Raw genomic sequence first — 15,262 nt, forward strand, 5'->3', positions numbered from 1 at the left:
TATGAGAAGATTACGTAGCAAAATGACCACGGAAGAACTGGCGGAAAGTTTGGGCGTTGCCAGACAAACGGTTAACCGCTGGATACGCCAGCAGGGATGGAAAACCGAAGGGCTCAACGGCGTAAAGGGCGGTCGGGCGCGGCTCATTCATGTTGATGCGCGCGTGAAGGAACATATTATGAGCCTCCCGGCGATCCGAAACCGTCAGGCGGTTTACCATCTCGCGGAGGTCACCTCTTCCTATAGCGAACCGTCTTCAAACCTGCGTCCAGGCATTATTGAGACCCTGGAAAATATGACTCAGCCAGAGCAGAAGCGTCTGGAAGACTTTTTGAAACGCGAAGGGATACGCGGCTTTCTTATGCGTCTGGATATTGCTGAATGAAACCCATAAAAAAACGGCAGGTAACCCTGCCGTTCTTCTTATCGAGGACTTAATTACTGCTGATTTTCGCGTTCAGCAATAAAGTCGAGCGCTTTGTTAATGCGCGCCACGCTGCGTGACTTGCCGATGGCATGAACCGTCACATCCAGCGCTGGGGACTGCCCCGCACCGGTCACCGCAACGCGCAGCGGCATTCCGACTTTACCCATGCCGACTTCCAGCTCGTCTGCCGTCGCCTGAATGGCGTGATGCACATTCTCAGCGGTCCACTCGGTAAGTGCAGCAAGCTTATCACGCACCACTTCCAGCGGCTGACGCGCAACCGGACGAAGGTGTTTCTTCGCGGCGTCCGCGTCGAACTCATCAAACTCTTCATAGAAATAGCGGCAGCTTTCAGCAATCTCTTTCAGCGTTTTGCAGCGCTCGCCAAGCAGTTTCACCAGATCCGCCAGCTCAGGGCCGGTGCGGGTATCAATATTTGCCTGCTCGATGTGCCACTGCAGGTACGTCGCCACATATTCTGGCTGCATGGTATTGATGTAATGGTGGTTCAGCCACAGGAGCTTGTCGGTATTAAACGCGCTCGCGGATTTGCTCACTGAGCTCAGAGAGAACAGTTCAATCATCTCTTCGCGGCTGAAGATCTCCTGGTCGCCGTGGGCCCAGCCCAGACGCACCAGGTAGTTCAGCAGCGCTTCCGGCAGATAGCCGTCGTCGCGGTACTGCATAACGCTTACCGCACCGTGACGTTTAGACAGTTTCTTGCCGTCGTCGCCGTTGATCATCGAAACGTGGGCATAGACCGGAACAGGCGCATTCAGCGCTTTCAGGATGTTGATCTGGCGCGGGGTATTGTTGATATGGTCTTCACCACGAACAACGTGGGTAATTTCCATATCCCAGTCATCAACCACCACACAGAAGTTGTACGTTGGGGAACCGTCGGTGCGGCGGATGATGAGGTCATCCAGCTCCTGGTTGCTGAACTCGATCGGGCCACGGATCTGGTCGTCAAAGATCACAGAACCCTCCTGCGGGTTAGCAAAACGCACCACGCAAGGCTCATCAGCAGCATGCTCGCTGTGGTCGTGGCGGCAGCGGCCGTCATAACGCGGCTTTTCACCGTTTGCCATTTGCTCTTCACGCAGCGCATCCAGACGCTCTTTGGAGCAGTAGCATTTATACGCCGTGCCCGCGACCAGCATCTCATCAATGACGGCGTTATAGCGGTCAAAACGTTTGGTCTGGAAATACGGGCCTTCGTCCCATTCCAGATTCAGCCAGTTCATCCCATCCATAATGGCTTCAATTGCTTCCGGCGTGGAGCGCTCAAGATCGGTGTCTTCAATACGCAGTACGAACTCACCTTTGTTGTGACGTGCAAATAGCCAGGAATAGAGAGCGGTACGTGCACCACCGACGTGCAGATAGCCTGTCGGGCTCGGCGCGAAGCGAGTTTTGATTTTCATGAAATGGCCTTACGTTATAAAGATGCCGGCAATCGGCAAATCCTGGGGGAAAAAACGATGGGCAATATTCTATCACTGTGGGGGGAATCCTCAATGTTGATCCCTTTATCGTGACCAGGTTTGCGATTTTTGTTTAGAAATCATGCGCCACAGCCCGTTTCGCGATCGTTTTGTTTAATTTTACGACGAACGAATAAAAACTTTAGAAAATGCGTTGACTCATTTTCAACTCTCCCTATAATGCGACTCCACACAGCGGGGGTGATTAGCTCAGTTGGTAGAGCATCTCCTTTACACGGAGGGGGTCGGCGGTTCGAGCCCGTCATCACCCACCATCTACTTCGGTAGACTCGCAGTGTAGATAAGAATTGAGATTGGGCGATTAGCTCAGTTGGTAGAGCATCTCCTTTACACGGAGGGGGTCGGCGGTTCGAGCCCGTCATCGCCCACCATTCTCATCTTATCGCAGCAGTTCCGAAATGGGCGATTAGCTCAGTTGGTAGAGCATCTCCTTTACACGGAGGGGGTCGGCGGTTCGAGCCCGTCATCGCCCACCATTTCGGGTCGTTAGCTCAGTTGGTAGAGCAGTTGACTTTTAATCAATTGGTCGCAGGTTCGAATCCTGCACGACCCACCAATGTAGAAAGGCGCCCTAAAGGCGCCTTTTTGCTATCTGCAATTTACATCGTCAACCTCACAAGCATTGACGCTGAACGGCAGTCCGCACTCCAGCAGCGTGAAGATACACGGCGTCCTGTTTCACAGCCGTCAGGTGGCCCCCAATACAGATTCTACGCACTATCAATACTGATTATGTATCGTAGTTACCTCCTGCCAGATATGGCAGTTTTGCTCAAGCTAATCCCGTTAGTGCCGATACCTCTGTTTTATAGCGAGAGGAAAGACTATGTCGACAATTCAGATGACTACCCCCTCAGTACAGACCAGCAATAGCGAAAGTAATCGTTCCGGTAACAACGATATTGCAGCTCAAATCACTCGAATCACGGAGCAGATCGCCAAGCTAACTCAGCAGTTGAAAGAGCTGCCAGAGAGTGCCGGCAGCCCGGAAGAGAAGAAAAAACAACAGGAGCTCATTCAAACGCAGCTTAAAGTGCTGCAAACACAGCTTGCCCAGCTACTGCGTCAGCAGGCTGAAGAAGCCCAGAAGAAACAAGATGAAAAGCAGGGCAAGGTTGAAGGGGTAAACAAGCCGTCAGCTGAAAATCAGATTGATATCTACATCTGATCGTCTGATGCGTTAAACAGTGGGTCGCGTATGCGGGCTTCGGTTAATCGTTGTGCCTGGATACGCACCACTTCCCAGATAGCCTGCGCCGCCCCCGAAAGTGAACGATTTTTTCGCCGGACCAGCATCAGCTTTCTCTCGACGATGGGCGTCAGTCGCTTCACGGCCAGCCGGCTGCCCTGCGGCAGGGGAAGCGCGAGGGCGGGCAACACGCTGATCCCGATTCCGGCTTCCACCATTGGAAACAGCGTCGCCGGATGACCAATCTCCTGCACGATTGTTGCCTTTACGCCCTGATTCACCAGCGCGGAATCAATCAGCGGACGACTGCCCGAGGCATAATCCTGTAAAACCAGGTTCGCGCCTTTCAACGACTGCCAGTGAACGTAAGGCTGCATGGCCAGCGGATCGTCATCCCGGCAGAGCAGCAAGAACGGCTCAGACAATACGCTCTCGCACTCCAGATCGCTCACCTGGCCGGGGTCAATCACAATACCAAAATCCACATCCCCCTGACGGATGCTTTCCAGAACCCACTGCTGTGGTCTGTCATGCAGCACAAAATCGATATCCGGATAGCGGTGGTTACCCTCGGCAATGCACTGCGGTATAAGATGCGCGGAAATGGTCTGGCTGGCCGCCACCCGCACGGTGCCCGAAAGCTGCTGCCCAAGCCTTCCCACGTCTCTGAGCGTACTGTTCAGTTCGTCCAGCAGCCGTTCCAGACGCTGCGCCAGCTGTTGCCCTGCCTCGGTAAGCACAACCTCCCGCGTCGTTCTGTCCAGCAATTTCACACCTGTCTGATTCTCCAGCTCCTTTACGCTGTGGCTCACCGCAGACTGGCTCAGGCCGATAATATCCCCTGCCCGACTAAAGCTGCGGGAATGGGCCACGGTCACAAAAACGCGAAGCTGGCGTAGTGAATAATTCATCTGTTTAGTTCATGAATGGATGCAATAAATCAATTTTATTTCTCAAATGGAAAAAAGCACAATAGCGACATCTGATTTCAGGAGTCATTATGAAACTATTTCGTATCCTTGATCCGTTCACGCTTACCCTGGTAGTCACCGTTTTACTGGCCTCCTTCTTCCCCGCACGCGGCGGTTTTGTCCCGTTCTTTGAAGGACTCACCACGGCGGCCATCGCGTTGCTGTTCTTTATGCATGGCGCCAAACTTTCCCGTGAAGCGATCATTGCAGGCGGGGGTCACTGGCGACTGCACCTGTGGGTGATGTGCAGCACCTTCATTCTGTTCCCGGTACTCGGCGTGCTGTTTGCCTGGTGGGCACCGGTAAACGTCGATCCGGCGCTTTATACGGGTTTCCTCTATCTGTGCATTCTGCCCGCGACCGTTCAGTCCGCCATTGCGTTTACCTCGCTGGCGGGGGGTAACGTCGCGGCGGCGGTTTGTTCAGCTTCAGCGTCAAGCCTGTTAGGGATTTTCGTCTCACCGCTACTGGTAGGCCTGCTGATGAACATGCACGGTGCGGAAGGTAACCTCGAGCAGGTTGGCAAAATCTGTCTGCAGCTGCTGCTGCCGTTTGTCCTGGGGCACCTCTCCCGGCCGTGGACCGGCGCGTTTGTGGCGAAGCATAAAAAATGGATTTCAAAAACCGACCAGACCTCGATTCTGCTGGTGGTTTACTCCGCCTTCAGCGAAGCGGTCGTGAACGGTATCTGGCACAAGGTGGGGGTGGGTTCACTGCTGTTTATCGTGGTGGTCAGTATCGTCCTGCTGGCGATAGTGATTGCCGTAAACGTCTTTGTGGCGCGCAAGTGCGGCTTCAACAAAGCGGATGAAATTACGATTGTCTTCTGCGGTTCGAAGAAGAGCCTGGCGAACGGTATCCCGATGGCCAACATTCTGTTCCCGACCTCAGTGATTGGGATGATGGTGCTGCCGCTGATGATTTTCCATCAGATCCAGCTGATGGTCTGCGCGGTGCTGGCGCGTCGCTACAAGCGCCAGACGGAAAAACTGGCGCAGGAAGAGACCCGCGCCGCGAAGGCTTAAGGACGTTTCAGGGGCTGTACCAGCTGGGTCAGCCCCTCGGTTTTGATCAGTAACGTGATAGCCATCAGCTCGCCCAGCCGCCCGGCCGGGAATTCATCCTTACGGGCAAACCACAGCAGATACTCCTCCGGCAAATCGATCAGCCTGCGGCCTTTATATTTACCGAACGGCATCTCCGTGTTGGCGATTTCAACGAGCTGCTCTTTCTCCACCTTACTCTCCTAACAGACGCATCATTTCCGCTTCGTCGATAACCGCAATGCCGAGCTCCTGGGCTTTCGCCAGCTTCGAACCGGCGGCTTCCCCGGCAATCACCAGGTCGGTTTTCTTCGACACGCTGCCCGCCACTTTTGCCCCCAGCGCCACCAGACGCGCTTTCGCATCGTCGCGTGAAAGCTGGCTCAGGCTGCCGGTCAGCACCACCGTTTTACCGGCGAACGGGCTGTCGATCTCTTCGGCGTTAAGCACCACCGGCGCGGGCCATTTGATGCCCTCTTCCAGCAGTTTGCCGATAACTTCGCGGTTGCTCTCTTCCGCAAAGAAGTTAAAGACGTGCGTGGCGACGACGATGCCGACATCCGGGACCTTCTGCAGCTCGTCGATGCTCGCCTTTTCCAGCGCCTCCAGCGTGCCGAAGTACGCCGCCAGCCCTGCCGCTGTGGCTTCACCCACTTCACGAATGCCCAGCGCATAGAGGAAGCGGGCAAAGGTGGTCTCTTTTGCGGCTTCCAGCGCATTGACCACGTTCTGGGCTGACTTTGGCCCCATGCGGTCAAGACCGGTCAGTTTACCTGCCGTCAGCCTGAAGAGATCCGCTGGGGTGTGGACATACTCCTTCTCAACAAGCTGATCGATAATCTTGTCGCCCATGCCGTCAACGTCCATCGCCCGACGGGAGACGAAGTGCTTCAGCGACTCTTTACGCTGCGCGCCACATATTAAGCCGCCCGTACAGCGCGCTACCGCTTCCCCCTCAACGCGCTCAACGTCAGAGCCGCACACCGGGCAGTGGGTCGGGAAGACGACCTCGCGCGTATCGTCAGGACGTTCTGACTCAACGACGTTTACCACCTGGGGAATAACATCACCCGCGCGGCGAATCACCACTTTGTCACCGATACGCAGGCCCAGGCGTTCAATTTCATCGGCATTATGCAGCGTGGCGTTACTCACCAGCACGCCCGCAACCTGCACTGGCTCCAGACGGGCGACCGGGGTAATGGCCCCCGTCCGTCCCACCTGGAACTCCACGTCGCGAACAAAGGTCATCTGCTCCTGGGCTGGGAATTTGAACGCAACCGCCCAGCGCGGCGCGCGCGCCACAAAGCCCAGCTGCTCCTGCAGCGCCAGCGAGTTAACCTTGATGACGACGCCATCGATATCAAAGCCGAGCGTTGGACGGTCCTCTTCCACCTTGTGGTAGAACGCCAGGACCGCCTCCGGGGAATCACAGAGCTGAACGCGGTTACTCACCGGCAGGCCCCACGCTTTAAACTGCAGCAGACGTCCGAGATGCGTATCCGGCAGCTCGCCGCCCTCCAGAATACCCACGCCGTAGCAGAAGAAAGTAAGCGGTCGCTTCGCGGTGATACGCGGGTCAAGCTGGCGCAGAGAACCTGCTGCCGCATTACGCGGGTTGGCAAACACTTTCCCGCCGGTGCGGCGCGCTTCGTCGTTGATTTTCTCGAAGCCCGCCTGGGGCAGGAACACCTCGCCGCGCACTTCCAGACGCGCAGGAATGTTGTCACCCTGCAGCTTCAGCGGGATCGCGCGAATGGTACGCACGTTGGTCGTTATATCTTCACCCGTCGTACCGTCACCTCGCGTCGCGGCGCGCACCAGCACGCCGTTTTCGTACAGAAGACTGACCGCCAGGCCGTCCAGCTTCAGCTCGCAGCACCAGATGAGAGCGTCGCTGCTTTTCAGGCGATCCTGCACGCGCTTGTTGAAGGCGAGAAAGCTCTCTTCATCGAAGACGTTATCCAGCGACAACATGGGTACTTCATGACGCACCTGGCTGAAGGCGCCCAGCGGCTCAGCGCCGACGCGCTGGGTGGGAGAATCCGGCGTGATAAGCTCCGGGTGCTGCGCCTCTAATTCACGCAGCTCGCGCATCAGGCGGTCATACTCCGCATCCGGCACTTCCGGCGCGTCCATAACATGATAGAGATATTCATGATGGCGAAGCGTGGTTCGCAGTTCAGTGAGTTGTTTTTCGATTGAGTCCATATCACACCATCAATGAGAAAAAACCCCCGACATGCGGGGGTTGAGGAGGAGTTGAAGTAAACGCGACGATTACGCGTTGGCTTCCTTAACTTCGCGGATGCGGTCCTGATACTCGCGCAGCTTCTGCGGGGTCATCATTCGACGCTGATCGTCGAGCACCACACCGCCCACTTCATCAGCGATGTGCTGAGCGGATTGCAGCATCAGCTTGAAGTTCTGCAGTTCGTCGCCGTAGGACGGCACCTGCATGAAGATAGTGACGCCCGGCGTCACGAAATCACCGGTCATTTCCGGATCGAAGGTGCCAGGGTTAACCATGTTGGCCAAGCTGAACAGCGCCGGGCCGCTTCCGTCAGGGCTCAGGTGGCGATGGAAAATATTCATATCGCCAAACTTGAAGCCTGCCTGTTGAATACTGTTCAGCAGTACGTCACCGTTAAGATGGCTGCCGTGATGCGCGGCCACGTTCATGATAATCACCGCTTCTTTGCGCTGCGGTTTTTCAACAACCGGTTCAGGCTCGACAACGGGCTCAGGCTCAACGTGCGGGGCCGGAGCGGGCTGCGGCGCTGGCTGCACGTGAACAGGCTGCTGTGGTTGTTGCACCGGCTGTGGCGCAGGTTGCTGTTGAACCGGCTGTGGCGCAGCAGGCTGCTGATGGACAGGCTGTTGCGGCGGCTGGCGCACCGGCTCTTCTACGGGCTGCGGCGCGTGCTGGCGCGGCTGTGCAGAAGCATACGGCGGTTGATACTGGTGCTGCGCAGGACGGGGGGCTTCATGCTCCCCATGAGCCGCGCCGGGCGCAGTATTGACCCGATGAACACGAACTTCACCCACGCCGTCGTCGTCGCTGCCGTCGATGTCATCGTCACTGTCATCGTCGTCACGACTGGACTTCATGCGCTTCAGTGGGCGATCGCGAAACATAGATGAACGCTCTTTACGGCTGGTCCAGAAACCATGTACCAGTAAAGCGATTATGGCGATCGCGCCAACAATGATTAATATCAGACGCAAATCCTGCATCATTATATTCTCTGTTGTTCTAACACCTTGCCACCACGGCAAACATTTACTCACTAAGAGTATTTGCCGTTTACGTCAAGTGCAAGTGTGTGCAGAGCATTCACAGCATAAAGATGAAGGAAATCGTGCTTTTTGCTGGTTTTTCGAACATTTCCGAACTGGTCATTGGTCCGTAAGTGGATAATATAGGCGGGCAATTCCACTGGTTGTGTAAAAAGGAGTACAGCCTGGTTATGGTTTCAACATCTTCTTCTCCCCCGCGCAGCGGTGTCTGGTATTTTTCTCAGGGCTGGAAACTGGTCTCCCTGCCGGGTATTCGACGCTTCGTCATACTGCCGCTGGTGATTAACATTATCCTGATGGGCGGCGCGTTCTGGTGGCTGTTCACAAAGCTGGAGAGCTGGATCCCGTCGCTGATGAGCTACGTGCCAGACTGGCTGCAGTGGCTTAACTATCTGCTGTGGCCGGTAGCGGTGATCTCCGTGCTGCTGGTATTCGGGTACTTCTTCTCAACGATTGCGAACTGGATAGCCGCCCCGTTTAACGGCCTGCTGGCGGAACAGCTGGAAGCACGGCTTACCGGCGCGACACCACCGGACACGGGTGTGCTGGGGATCATGAAAGATCTCCCGCGCATCATGAAGCGCGAATGGCAGAAGTTTGCCTGGTACCTGCCCCGAGCGATTGTGCTGCTTATTCTTTACTTTGTGCCCGGCATTGGCCAGACGGTGGCGCCGGTGCTGTGGTTCCTGTTCAGCGCCTGGATGCTGGCTATCCAGTACTGCGACTATCCGTTCGATAACCACAAGGTGCCGTTTAAAGAAATGCGCACTGCCCTGCGCACCCAGAAGGTCGCCAATATGCAGTTCGGCGCGCTGACCAGCCTGTTCACGATGATTCCTTTCCTCAATCTGTTCATCATGCCCGTGGCGGTCTGCGGTGCGACGGCGATGTGGGTGGATTGCTATCGTGCTAAGCACGCGTTATGGAAATAATGCAAAACTGTGTAAATGAGGGAGGGCTTATGCTCTCCCTTATTCCATACTGATCCCCATTATTTCCTTGCAGTATATAGATATGCGAATTCCTTACTTCCCCCTACCTGCTTAGCAGGTATGCTGGGTCGGTATCCCAATTTCATACAGTTAAGGACAGGCCATGAGTAAGATTTATGAAGACAACTCGCTGACTATCGGTCATACGCCCCTGGTTCGACTGAACCGTATCGGTAATGGACGCATTCTGGCGAAGGTCGAATCACGTAACCCGAGCTTCAGCGTAAAATGCCGTATCGGTGCAAACATGATTTGGGATGCTGAAAAACGTGGCGTACTGAAGCCTGGCGTTGAGCTGGTGGAACCGACCAGCGGCAACACCGGTATCGCGCTGGCCTATGTGGCTGCCGCACGCGGCTACAAGCTGACGCTGACCATGCCAGAAACCATGAGCATCGAACGTCGCAAACTGCTTAAAGCGCTGGGCGCGAACCTGGTGCTGACCGAAGGCGCGAAAGGCATGAAAGGTGCCATTCAGAAAGCCGAAGAAATTGTGGCCAGCGATCCGGCGAAATATCTGCTGCTGCAGCAGTTCAGCAACCCGGCTAACCCGGAAATTCACGAGAAGACCACCGGCCCGGAAATCTGGGAAGATACCGACGGCCAGGTTGATGTCTTTATCTCCGGCGTGGGTACCGGCGGTACGCTGACCGGCGTGTCGCGCTACATTAAAGGTACAAAGGGTAAAAAAGACCTGATCACCGTTGCGGTTGAACCGACTGACTCCCCGGTTATCACCCAGGCACTGGCGGGCGAAGAGCTCAAACCAGGCCCGCACAAAATACAGGGGATCGGCGCTGGCTTCATCCCGGGCAACCTGGATCTGAAGCTTATCGATAAAGTGGTTACCATCACTAACGAAGAAGCCATCTCTACCGCGCGTCGTCTGATGGATGAAGAAGGCATTCTGGCGGGTATTTCTTCCGGTGCGGCCGTTGCGGCAGCGCTCAAACTTCAGGAAGATGAGGCCTTTACCAATAAGAATATTGTGGTTATCCTTCCTTCCTCGGGTGAGCGTTACTTGAGCACCGCACTGTTTGCCGATCTGTTTACCGAAAAAGAGCTGCAACAGTAGTGCCAGCATGTTAATAACGCGTAAAAAAGCACCTTTTCAGGTGCTTTTTTGTGGCCTGCTTCAAACTTTTGCCCCTCCTGGCATTGCTTCACCCCGTTGGGTCTGGTATTTAAACCAGCAATTATTTTGATGCGTGAAATTAATCAGTGAACGAAATAGCCTTGCTGAATCGATTTTATGATTTGGTTCAAGTCTTGCTTTCGCTGCATAATGTTTAATGACGATCGAAACGTCAGCGCTAACAATACAGGCTAAAGTTCAGTCGCCAGGCTAGACTTTAGTTCCACAACACTAAACCTATAAGTTGGGGAAATACAATGTTCCAGCAAGAAGTTACCATTACCGCTCCGAACGGTCTGCACACCCGCCCTGCTGCTCAGTTTGTTAAAGAAGCGAAAGGCTTCACTTCTGAAATCACTGTGACTTCCAACGGCAAAAGCGCCAGCGCAAAAAGCCTGTTTAAACTGCAGACTCTGGGCCTGACTCAGGGCACCGTAGTCACCATCTCTGCGGAAGGTGAAGACGAGCAGAAAGCAGTTGAGCATCTGGTAAAACTGATGGCTGAGCTCGAGTAAGTTTCCGGGTTCTTTTAAATATCAGTCACAAGTAAGGTAGGGTTATGATTTCAGGCATTTTAGCATCCCCGGGTATCGCTTTCGGCAAAGCACTGCTGCTGAAAGAAGACGAGATCGTCATCGACCGGAAAAAAATTTCTGCCGACAAGGTTGATCAGGAAGTTGAACGTTTTCTGAGCGGTCGTGCCAAGGCATCTGCGCAACTGGAAGCGATCAAGACTAAAGCTGGCGAAACTTTCGGTGAAGAAAAAGAAGCCATCTTCGAAGGGCACATCATGCTGCTCGAAGATGAGGAGCTGGAGCAGGAAATCATAGCCCTGATTAAAGATAAAGGCATGACGGCCGACGCGGCTGCACATGAAGTTATCGAAGGTCAGGCAACTGCCCTGGAAGAACTGGATGATGAATACCTGAAAGAGCGTGCGGCTGACGTACGTGACATCGGTAAGCGCCTGCTGCGCAACATCCTGGGTCTGGCCATTATCGACCTGAGCGCGATTCAGGATGAAGTTATCCTGGTTGCCGCTGACCTCACCCCGTCCGAAACCGCACAGCTGAACCTGAAAAAGGTCCTCGGTTTCATCACTGACGCGGGCGGCCGTACCTCCCACACCTCTATCATGGCGCGTTCTCTGGAACTGCCTGCCATCGTGGGTACCGGTAGCGTCACCTCTCAGGTGAAAAACGGCGACTATCTGATTCTGGATGCCGTAAACAATCTGGTTTACGTCAACCCAACCAACGAAGAGATCGATAAACTGCGCGCGGTTCAGGAGCAGGTTGCGACTGAAAAAGCGGAACTCGCTAAGCTGAAAGACCTGCCAGCCATCACCCTTGATGGTCATCAGGTAGAAGTGTGCGCGAACATCGGTACCGTCCGCGACGTTGATGGCGCCGAGCGTAACGGTGCGGAAGGCGTGGGTCTTTATCGTACTGAATTCCTGTTCATGGACCGTGACGCCCTGCCAACTGAAGAAGAGCAGTTCGCGGCATACAAAGCGGTGGCTGAAGCCTGTGGCTCTCAGGCCGTTATCGTCCGTACCATGGACATCGGCGGCGACAAAGAGCTGCCGTACATGAACTTCCCGAAAGAAGAGAACCCGTTCCTGGGCTGGCGTGCAATCCGTATCGCGATGGATCGTAAAGAGATCCTGCGTGACCAGGTTCGCGCGATTCTGCGTGCCTCCGCTTTCGGTAAACTGCGCATCATGTTCCCGATGATCATCTCTGTTGAAGAAGTGCGTGCACTGAAGAAAGAGATCGAAATCTACAAGCAGGAACTGCGCGACGAAGGTAAAGCGTTTGACGAGTCAATCGAGATCGGCGTGATGGTGGAAACACCAGCGGCCGCGACCATTGCGCGTCATTTAGCCAAAGAAGTTGATTTCTTTAGTATCGGCACCAATGATTTAACGCAGTACACCCTGGCAGTTGACCGTGGTAATGATATGATTTCACATCTCTACCAGCCAATGTCACCGTCCGTACTGAACTTGATCAAGCAAGTTATTGATGCTTCTCATGCAGAAGGTAAATGGACTGGCATGTGTGGTGAGCTTGGAGGCGACGAACGTGCTACACTTCTGTTGCTGGGTATGGGTCTGGACGAATTCTCTATGAGCGCCATTTCCATCCCGCGCATTAAGAAGATTATCCGTAACACGAACTTCGAAGATGCGAAGGTGTTAGCAGAGCAGGCTCTTGCTCAACCGACAACGGACGAGTTAATGACGCTGGTTAACAAGTTCATTGAAGAAAAAACAATCTGCTAATCCACGAGATGCGGCCCAAATTACTGCTTAGGAGAAGATCATGGGTTTGTTCGATAAACTGAAATCTCTGGTTTCTGATGATAAGAAAGACACCGGAACTATTGAGATTGTTGCTCCGCTCTCCGGCGAGATCGTCAACATCGAAGACGTGCCGGATGTAGTGTTTGCTGAGAAAATCGTTGGTGATGGCATTGCTATCAAACCAACTGGCAACAAAATGGTTGCACCAGTTGACGGCACCATCGGTAAAATTTTTGAAACCAACCATGCGTTCTCTATCGAATCTGATAGCGGTATCGAACTGTTCGTTCACTTCGGTATCGACACCGTTGAACTGAAAGGCGAAGGCTTCAAGCGTATCGCGGAAGAAGGCCAGCGTGTTAAAGTTGGCGACCCGGTCATTGAATTCGATCTGCCACTGCTGGAAGAGAAAGCCAAGTCTACCCTGACGCCGGTTGTTATCTCCAACATGGACGAAATCAAAGAACTGATCAAACTGTCTGGCAGCGTCACCGTGGGTGAAACCCCGGTTATCCGCATCAAGAAGTAATTCTTGCCGCACAGAAAAATGGCGCCTTCGGGCGCCATTTTTGTTTATGCGGGGAGGATAAGCTCGTCGTACCCTTTCGACTGCGTATACAGCATCACGTCAGTCACCCGATCGCCCGCCATGCGAATGGCATCGGCAACGGTTTTCCCCTCAACGATTCCGCTTACCAGCTCTGAACAGAACAGATCGCCCGTCCCTTTCAGATCGGTTTCTACGCGCGGATGCGCGCTGACGGTAACGCCCTCATTTGTCACCAGCGCCACGTGGATGCTTTGCGGATCGTCGGCAACCGGCGCGCTGGTGATCGCCACCCATTTCAGGGTGTCGGAGAGCAATCCCTGTGCCGCCGCGATGGCGCTTTCCGGCGTGCGGCACGGTTTGCCGCTTAACACTTCCAGTTCATAGACGTTTGGCGTAATTCCCTGCGCCAGCGGCAGCAGATGCTCCCGATAGGCTTGCGGAATATCGGGCTTCACGTACATCCCGCTGTCGATATCGCCGATAACCGGGTCGACCAGCACCAGCAGGTCAGGATGCTGCGCCTTTACCGCCTTCAGCCACTGCGCCAGCAGGACGATCTGGCTGGCGCTGCCCATGTAGCCGGTGGTGACCGCCTTAAGCTCGCGCAGGATCTCGCGCTCTCCCAGCGCCTTCAGGTAGCCGCTGAACCACTCATCGGGGATCACGCCGCCGTAGAAGGTGTCATAGTGCGGCGTGTTGCTGAACAGCACCGTCGGCACGGCGGTGACGTTCAGCCTGTGGGTACGAATGTTCGGTACCGCAATGCTGTTCCCCACGCTGCCGTAAACCACCTGCGACTGCACCGCGACAATATCGGTTTGCTGCGCCCGGGTTTTATCCCGGAATAAAATCATCTCCATGACGCTTAAATCCCCGCCCCCTGCGAATAACTCTCTTCACCAAAGACGCCGGTAGACAGATAGCGATCGCCGCGGTCGCAAATAATCGCGACTACGACGGCGCCGGGATTTGCCTGCGCAACGCGCAACGCGCCCGCTACCGCGCCGCCCGAGCTGACCCCGCAAAAGATGCCTTCACGCACGGCCAGTTCACGCATGGTATTCTCCGCCTCGCGCTGATGAATATCCAGCACCTGGTCCACAAGCTGCGCATTAAAGATGCCGGGCATATATTCCGCAGGCCAGCGGCGAATGCCCGGAATGCTGCTCCCCTCTTCCGGCTGCAGGCCAACGATGGTGACGGCTTTTTCCTGCTCGCGCAGAAAACGCGATACGCCGGTAATGGTGCCGGTGGTACCCATGCTGGAGACAAAATGGGTGATCCGTCCGTCGGTCTGCTGCCAGATCTCTGGCCCGGTGGTGGTGTAGTGCGCGTAGGGGTTGTCCGGGTTGTTGAACTGGTCGAGCAGTTTACCTTCGCCGCGCTCGGCCATTTCTAACGCCAGGTCGCGCGCGCCTTCCATTCCCTGCTCTTTGGTCACCAGAATCAGTTCGGCCCCGTAGGCACGCATCGCGGCGCGGCGCTCCTGGCTCATGTTGTCCGGCATCAGCAGCTTCATGCGGTAGCCTTTCAGCGCCGCAATCATCGCCAGGGCGATACCGGTGTTGCCGCTGGTGGCCTCAATCAGCACGTCGCCCGGCTTAATTTCACCGCGCTTTTCGGCCTGGACAATCATCGACAGCGCCGCACGGTCCTTCACCGACCCCGCCGGGTTATTGCCTTCAAGTTTGACCCAGATTTCGCTGCCGTTATCAGGCCCCATGCGCTGAAGCTTGACCAGAGGCGTGTTGCCGATGGTGTGTTCGAGTGTATTCACGATTTTTACTCAATAAAAAAGCCGGGTGGCGCTTCGCTTACCCGGCCTACAAGACGCAGTTT

At 55.0% G+C, this 15,262-nt stretch carries 15 protein-coding genes and 4 tRNA genes; 12 read left to right on the forward strand and 7 right to left on the reverse strand.

The genetic code is table 11. The features are described from left to right. The first annotated feature begins 1 nt into the window (after position 1). The gene (locus M2433_RS12255; RefSeq protein WP_429054120.1) at positions 2–385 is read left to right on the forward strand and encodes a YfeC-like transcriptional regulator; all 384 of its coding nucleotides are present in this window, start codon (positions 2–4) and stop codon (positions 383–385) included. 53 nt (positions 386–438) lie between these two features. Here M2433_RS12255 and gltX read toward each other — a convergent pair whose 3' ends face one another. Beyond that, positions 439–1,854: a glutamate--tRNA ligase gene (gene gltX / locus M2433_RS12260; RefSeq protein WP_264438509.1), complete on the reverse strand. Its 1,416-nt coding sequence runs from the start codon at positions 1,852–1,854 to the stop codon at positions 439–441. Positions 1,855–2,113: 259 nt separating this feature from the next. On the opposite strand from gltX, the gene M2433_RS12265 reads away from it, so the two are divergent. From M2433_RS12265 to M2433_RS12285, 5 genes are all read left to right on the forward strand, one after another. Then, positions 2,114–2,189, forward strand: a tRNA-Val gene (locus M2433_RS12265). Positions 2,190–2,230: 41 nt separating this feature from the next. After that, positions 2,231–2,306 (forward strand) — tRNA-Val (locus M2433_RS12270). Positions 2,307–2,335: 29 nt separating this feature from the next. After that, positions 2,336–2,411, forward strand: a tRNA-Val gene (locus M2433_RS12275). A 4-nt stretch (positions 2,412–2,415) separates the two neighbouring features. Next, a tRNA-Lys gene (locus tag M2433_RS12280) sits at positions 2,416–2,491 on the forward strand. A 270-nt stretch (positions 2,492–2,761) separates the two neighbouring features. Beyond that, complete coding sequence (locus tag M2433_RS12285; protein ID WP_023615700.1) at positions 2,762–3,103, forward strand: FlxA-like family protein; 342 nt, start codon at positions 2,762–2,764, stop codon at positions 3,101–3,103. Here the strand turns inward: M2433_RS12285 and M2433_RS12290 are convergent. Beyond that, positions 3,094–4,035, reverse strand: a complete 942-nt coding sequence (locus M2433_RS12290; protein ID WP_429054118.1) for a LysR substrate-binding domain-containing protein — start codon at positions 4,033–4,035, stop codon at positions 3,094–3,096. The genes M2433_RS12285 and M2433_RS12290 overlap by 10 nt on opposite strands. 89 nt (positions 4,036–4,124) lie before the next feature. Between M2433_RS12290 and M2433_RS12295 the strand changes: the two genes are divergently transcribed. Then, a complete protein-coding gene (locus M2433_RS12295) occupies positions 4,125–5,120 on the forward strand; it encodes a bile acid:sodium symporter family protein (protein WP_429054116.1) in 996 nt (331 codons plus the stop codon). On the opposite strand, the gene M2433_RS12300 is transcribed toward M2433_RS12295, so the two are convergent. The 3 genes from M2433_RS12300 to zipA form a co-directional block, all read right to left on the reverse strand. After that, positions 5,117–5,332, reverse strand: a complete 216-nt coding sequence (locus M2433_RS12300) for a DUF3820 family protein (protein WP_003861328.1) — start codon at positions 5,330–5,332, stop codon at positions 5,117–5,119. The genes M2433_RS12295 and M2433_RS12300 overlap by 4 nt on opposite strands. Before the next feature lies 1 nt (position 5,333). Further along, positions 5,334–7,349 (reverse strand): NAD-dependent DNA ligase LigA, encoded by a 2,016-nt coding sequence (gene ligA, locus M2433_RS12305; protein WP_429054114.1) that lies wholly within the window; start codon positions 7,347–7,349, stop codon positions 5,334–5,336. Between the two features lie 69 nt (positions 7,350–7,418). Then, on the reverse strand, positions 7,419–8,378 hold the full coding sequence (gene zipA / locus M2433_RS12310; RefSeq protein ID WP_429054112.1) for a cell division protein ZipA: 960 nt from the start codon (positions 8,376–8,378) through the stop codon (positions 7,419–7,421). 230 nt (positions 8,379–8,608) lie between these two features. On the opposite strand from zipA, the gene cysZ reads away from it, so the two are divergent. The 5 genes from cysZ (at position 8,609) to crr (ending at position 13,402) form a co-directional block, all read left to right on the forward strand. Beyond that, entirely contained in the window at positions 8,609–9,370 is a 762-nt protein-coding gene (cysZ, locus tag M2433_RS12315) for a sulfate transporter CysZ (protein ID WP_429054110.1), read from the forward strand. 163 nt (positions 9,371–9,533) lie between these two features. Next, complete coding sequence (cysK, locus tag M2433_RS12320; protein WP_014884739.1) at positions 9,534–10,505, forward strand: cysteine synthase A; 972 nt, start codon at positions 9,534–9,536, stop codon at positions 10,503–10,505. 317 nt (positions 10,506–10,822) lie between these two features. Beyond that, positions 10,823–11,080, forward strand: a complete 258-nt coding sequence (ptsH, locus tag M2433_RS12325) for a phosphocarrier protein Hpr (RefSeq protein ID WP_000487600.1) — start codon at positions 10,823–10,825, stop codon at positions 11,078–11,080. Between the two features lie 44 nt (positions 11,081–11,124). Beyond that, a complete protein-coding gene (gene ptsI, locus M2433_RS12330; protein ID WP_429054091.1) occupies positions 11,125–12,852 on the forward strand; it encodes a phosphoenolpyruvate-protein phosphotransferase PtsI in 1,728 nt (575 codons plus the stop codon). 40 nt (positions 12,853–12,892) lie between these two features. Further along, complete coding sequence (gene crr / locus M2433_RS12335; RefSeq protein WP_000522253.1) at positions 12,893–13,402, forward strand: PTS glucose transporter subunit IIA; 510 nt, start codon at positions 12,893–12,895, stop codon at positions 13,400–13,402. A 44-nt stretch (positions 13,403–13,446) separates the two neighbouring features. Here crr and pdxK read toward each other — a convergent pair whose 3' ends face one another. Then, the gene (pdxK, locus tag M2433_RS12340) at positions 13,447–14,283 is read right to left on the reverse strand and encodes a pyridoxine/pyridoxal/pyridoxamine kinase (RefSeq protein ID WP_429054065.1); all 837 of its coding nucleotides are present in this window, start codon (positions 14,281–14,283) and stop codon (positions 13,447–13,449) included. A 5-nt stretch (positions 14,284–14,288) separates the two neighbouring features. Beyond that, positions 14,289–15,200, reverse strand: coding sequence for a cysteine synthase CysM (cysM, locus tag M2433_RS12345; RefSeq protein ID WP_063957765.1), 912 nt, complete (start codon positions 15,198–15,200; stop codon positions 14,289–14,291). Between the last annotated feature and the right edge of the window lie 62 nt (positions 15,201–15,262).

The organism is Enterobacter sp. AC1, assembly GCF_050434705.1.
Lineage (GTDB): Bacteria > Pseudomonadota > Gammaproteobacteria > Enterobacterales > Enterobacteriaceae > Enterobacter > Enterobacter cloacae_L.

Excerpts from the sequence above, each read along its gene's own strand:
- crr (WP_000522253.1), top strand. The coding sequence starts at position 12,893 with ATGGGTTTGTTCGATAAACTGAAATCTCTGGTTTCTGATGATAAGAAA.
- gltX (WP_264438509.1), bottom strand. The coding sequence starts at position 1,854 with ATGAAAATCAAAACTCGCTTCGCGCCGAGCCCGACAGGCTATCTGCAC.
- cysK (WP_014884739.1), top strand. The coding sequence starts at position 9,534 with ATGAGTAAGATTTATGAAGACAACTCGCTGACTATCGGTCATACGCCC.
- ptsH (WP_000487600.1), top strand. The coding sequence starts at position 10,823 with ATGTTCCAGCAAGAAGTTACCATTACCGCTCCGAACGGTCTGCACACC.
- M2433_RS12285 (WP_023615700.1), top strand. The coding sequence starts at position 2,762 with ATGTCGACAATTCAGATGACTACCCCCTCAGTACAGACCAGCAATAGC.
- M2433_RS12290 (WP_429054118.1), bottom strand. The coding sequence starts at position 4,035 with ATGAATTATTCACTACGCCAGCTTCGCGTTTTTGTGACCGTGGCCCAT.
- M2433_RS12295 (WP_429054116.1), top strand. The coding sequence starts at position 4,125 with ATGAAACTATTTCGTATCCTTGATCCGTTCACGCTTACCCTGGTAGTC.
- ligA (WP_429054114.1), bottom strand. The coding sequence starts at position 7,349 with ATGGACTCAATCGAAAAACAACTCACTGAACTGCGAACCACGCTTCGC.
- zipA (WP_429054112.1), bottom strand. The coding sequence starts at position 8,378 with ATGATGCAGGATTTGCGTCTGATATTAATCATTGTTGGCGCGATCGCC.
- M2433_RS12255 (WP_429054120.1), top strand. The coding sequence starts at position 2 with ATGAGAAGATTACGTAGCAAAATGACCACGGAAGAACTGGCGGAAAGT.
- ptsI (WP_429054091.1), top strand. The coding sequence starts at position 11,125 with ATGATTTCAGGCATTTTAGCATCCCCGGGTATCGCTTTCGGCAAAGCA.
- pdxK (WP_429054065.1), bottom strand. The coding sequence starts at position 14,283 with ATGGAGATGATTTTATTCCGGGATAAAACCCGGGCGCAGCAAACCGAT.
- cysZ (WP_429054110.1), top strand. The coding sequence starts at position 8,609 with ATGGTTTCAACATCTTCTTCTCCCCCGCGCAGCGGTGTCTGGTATTTT.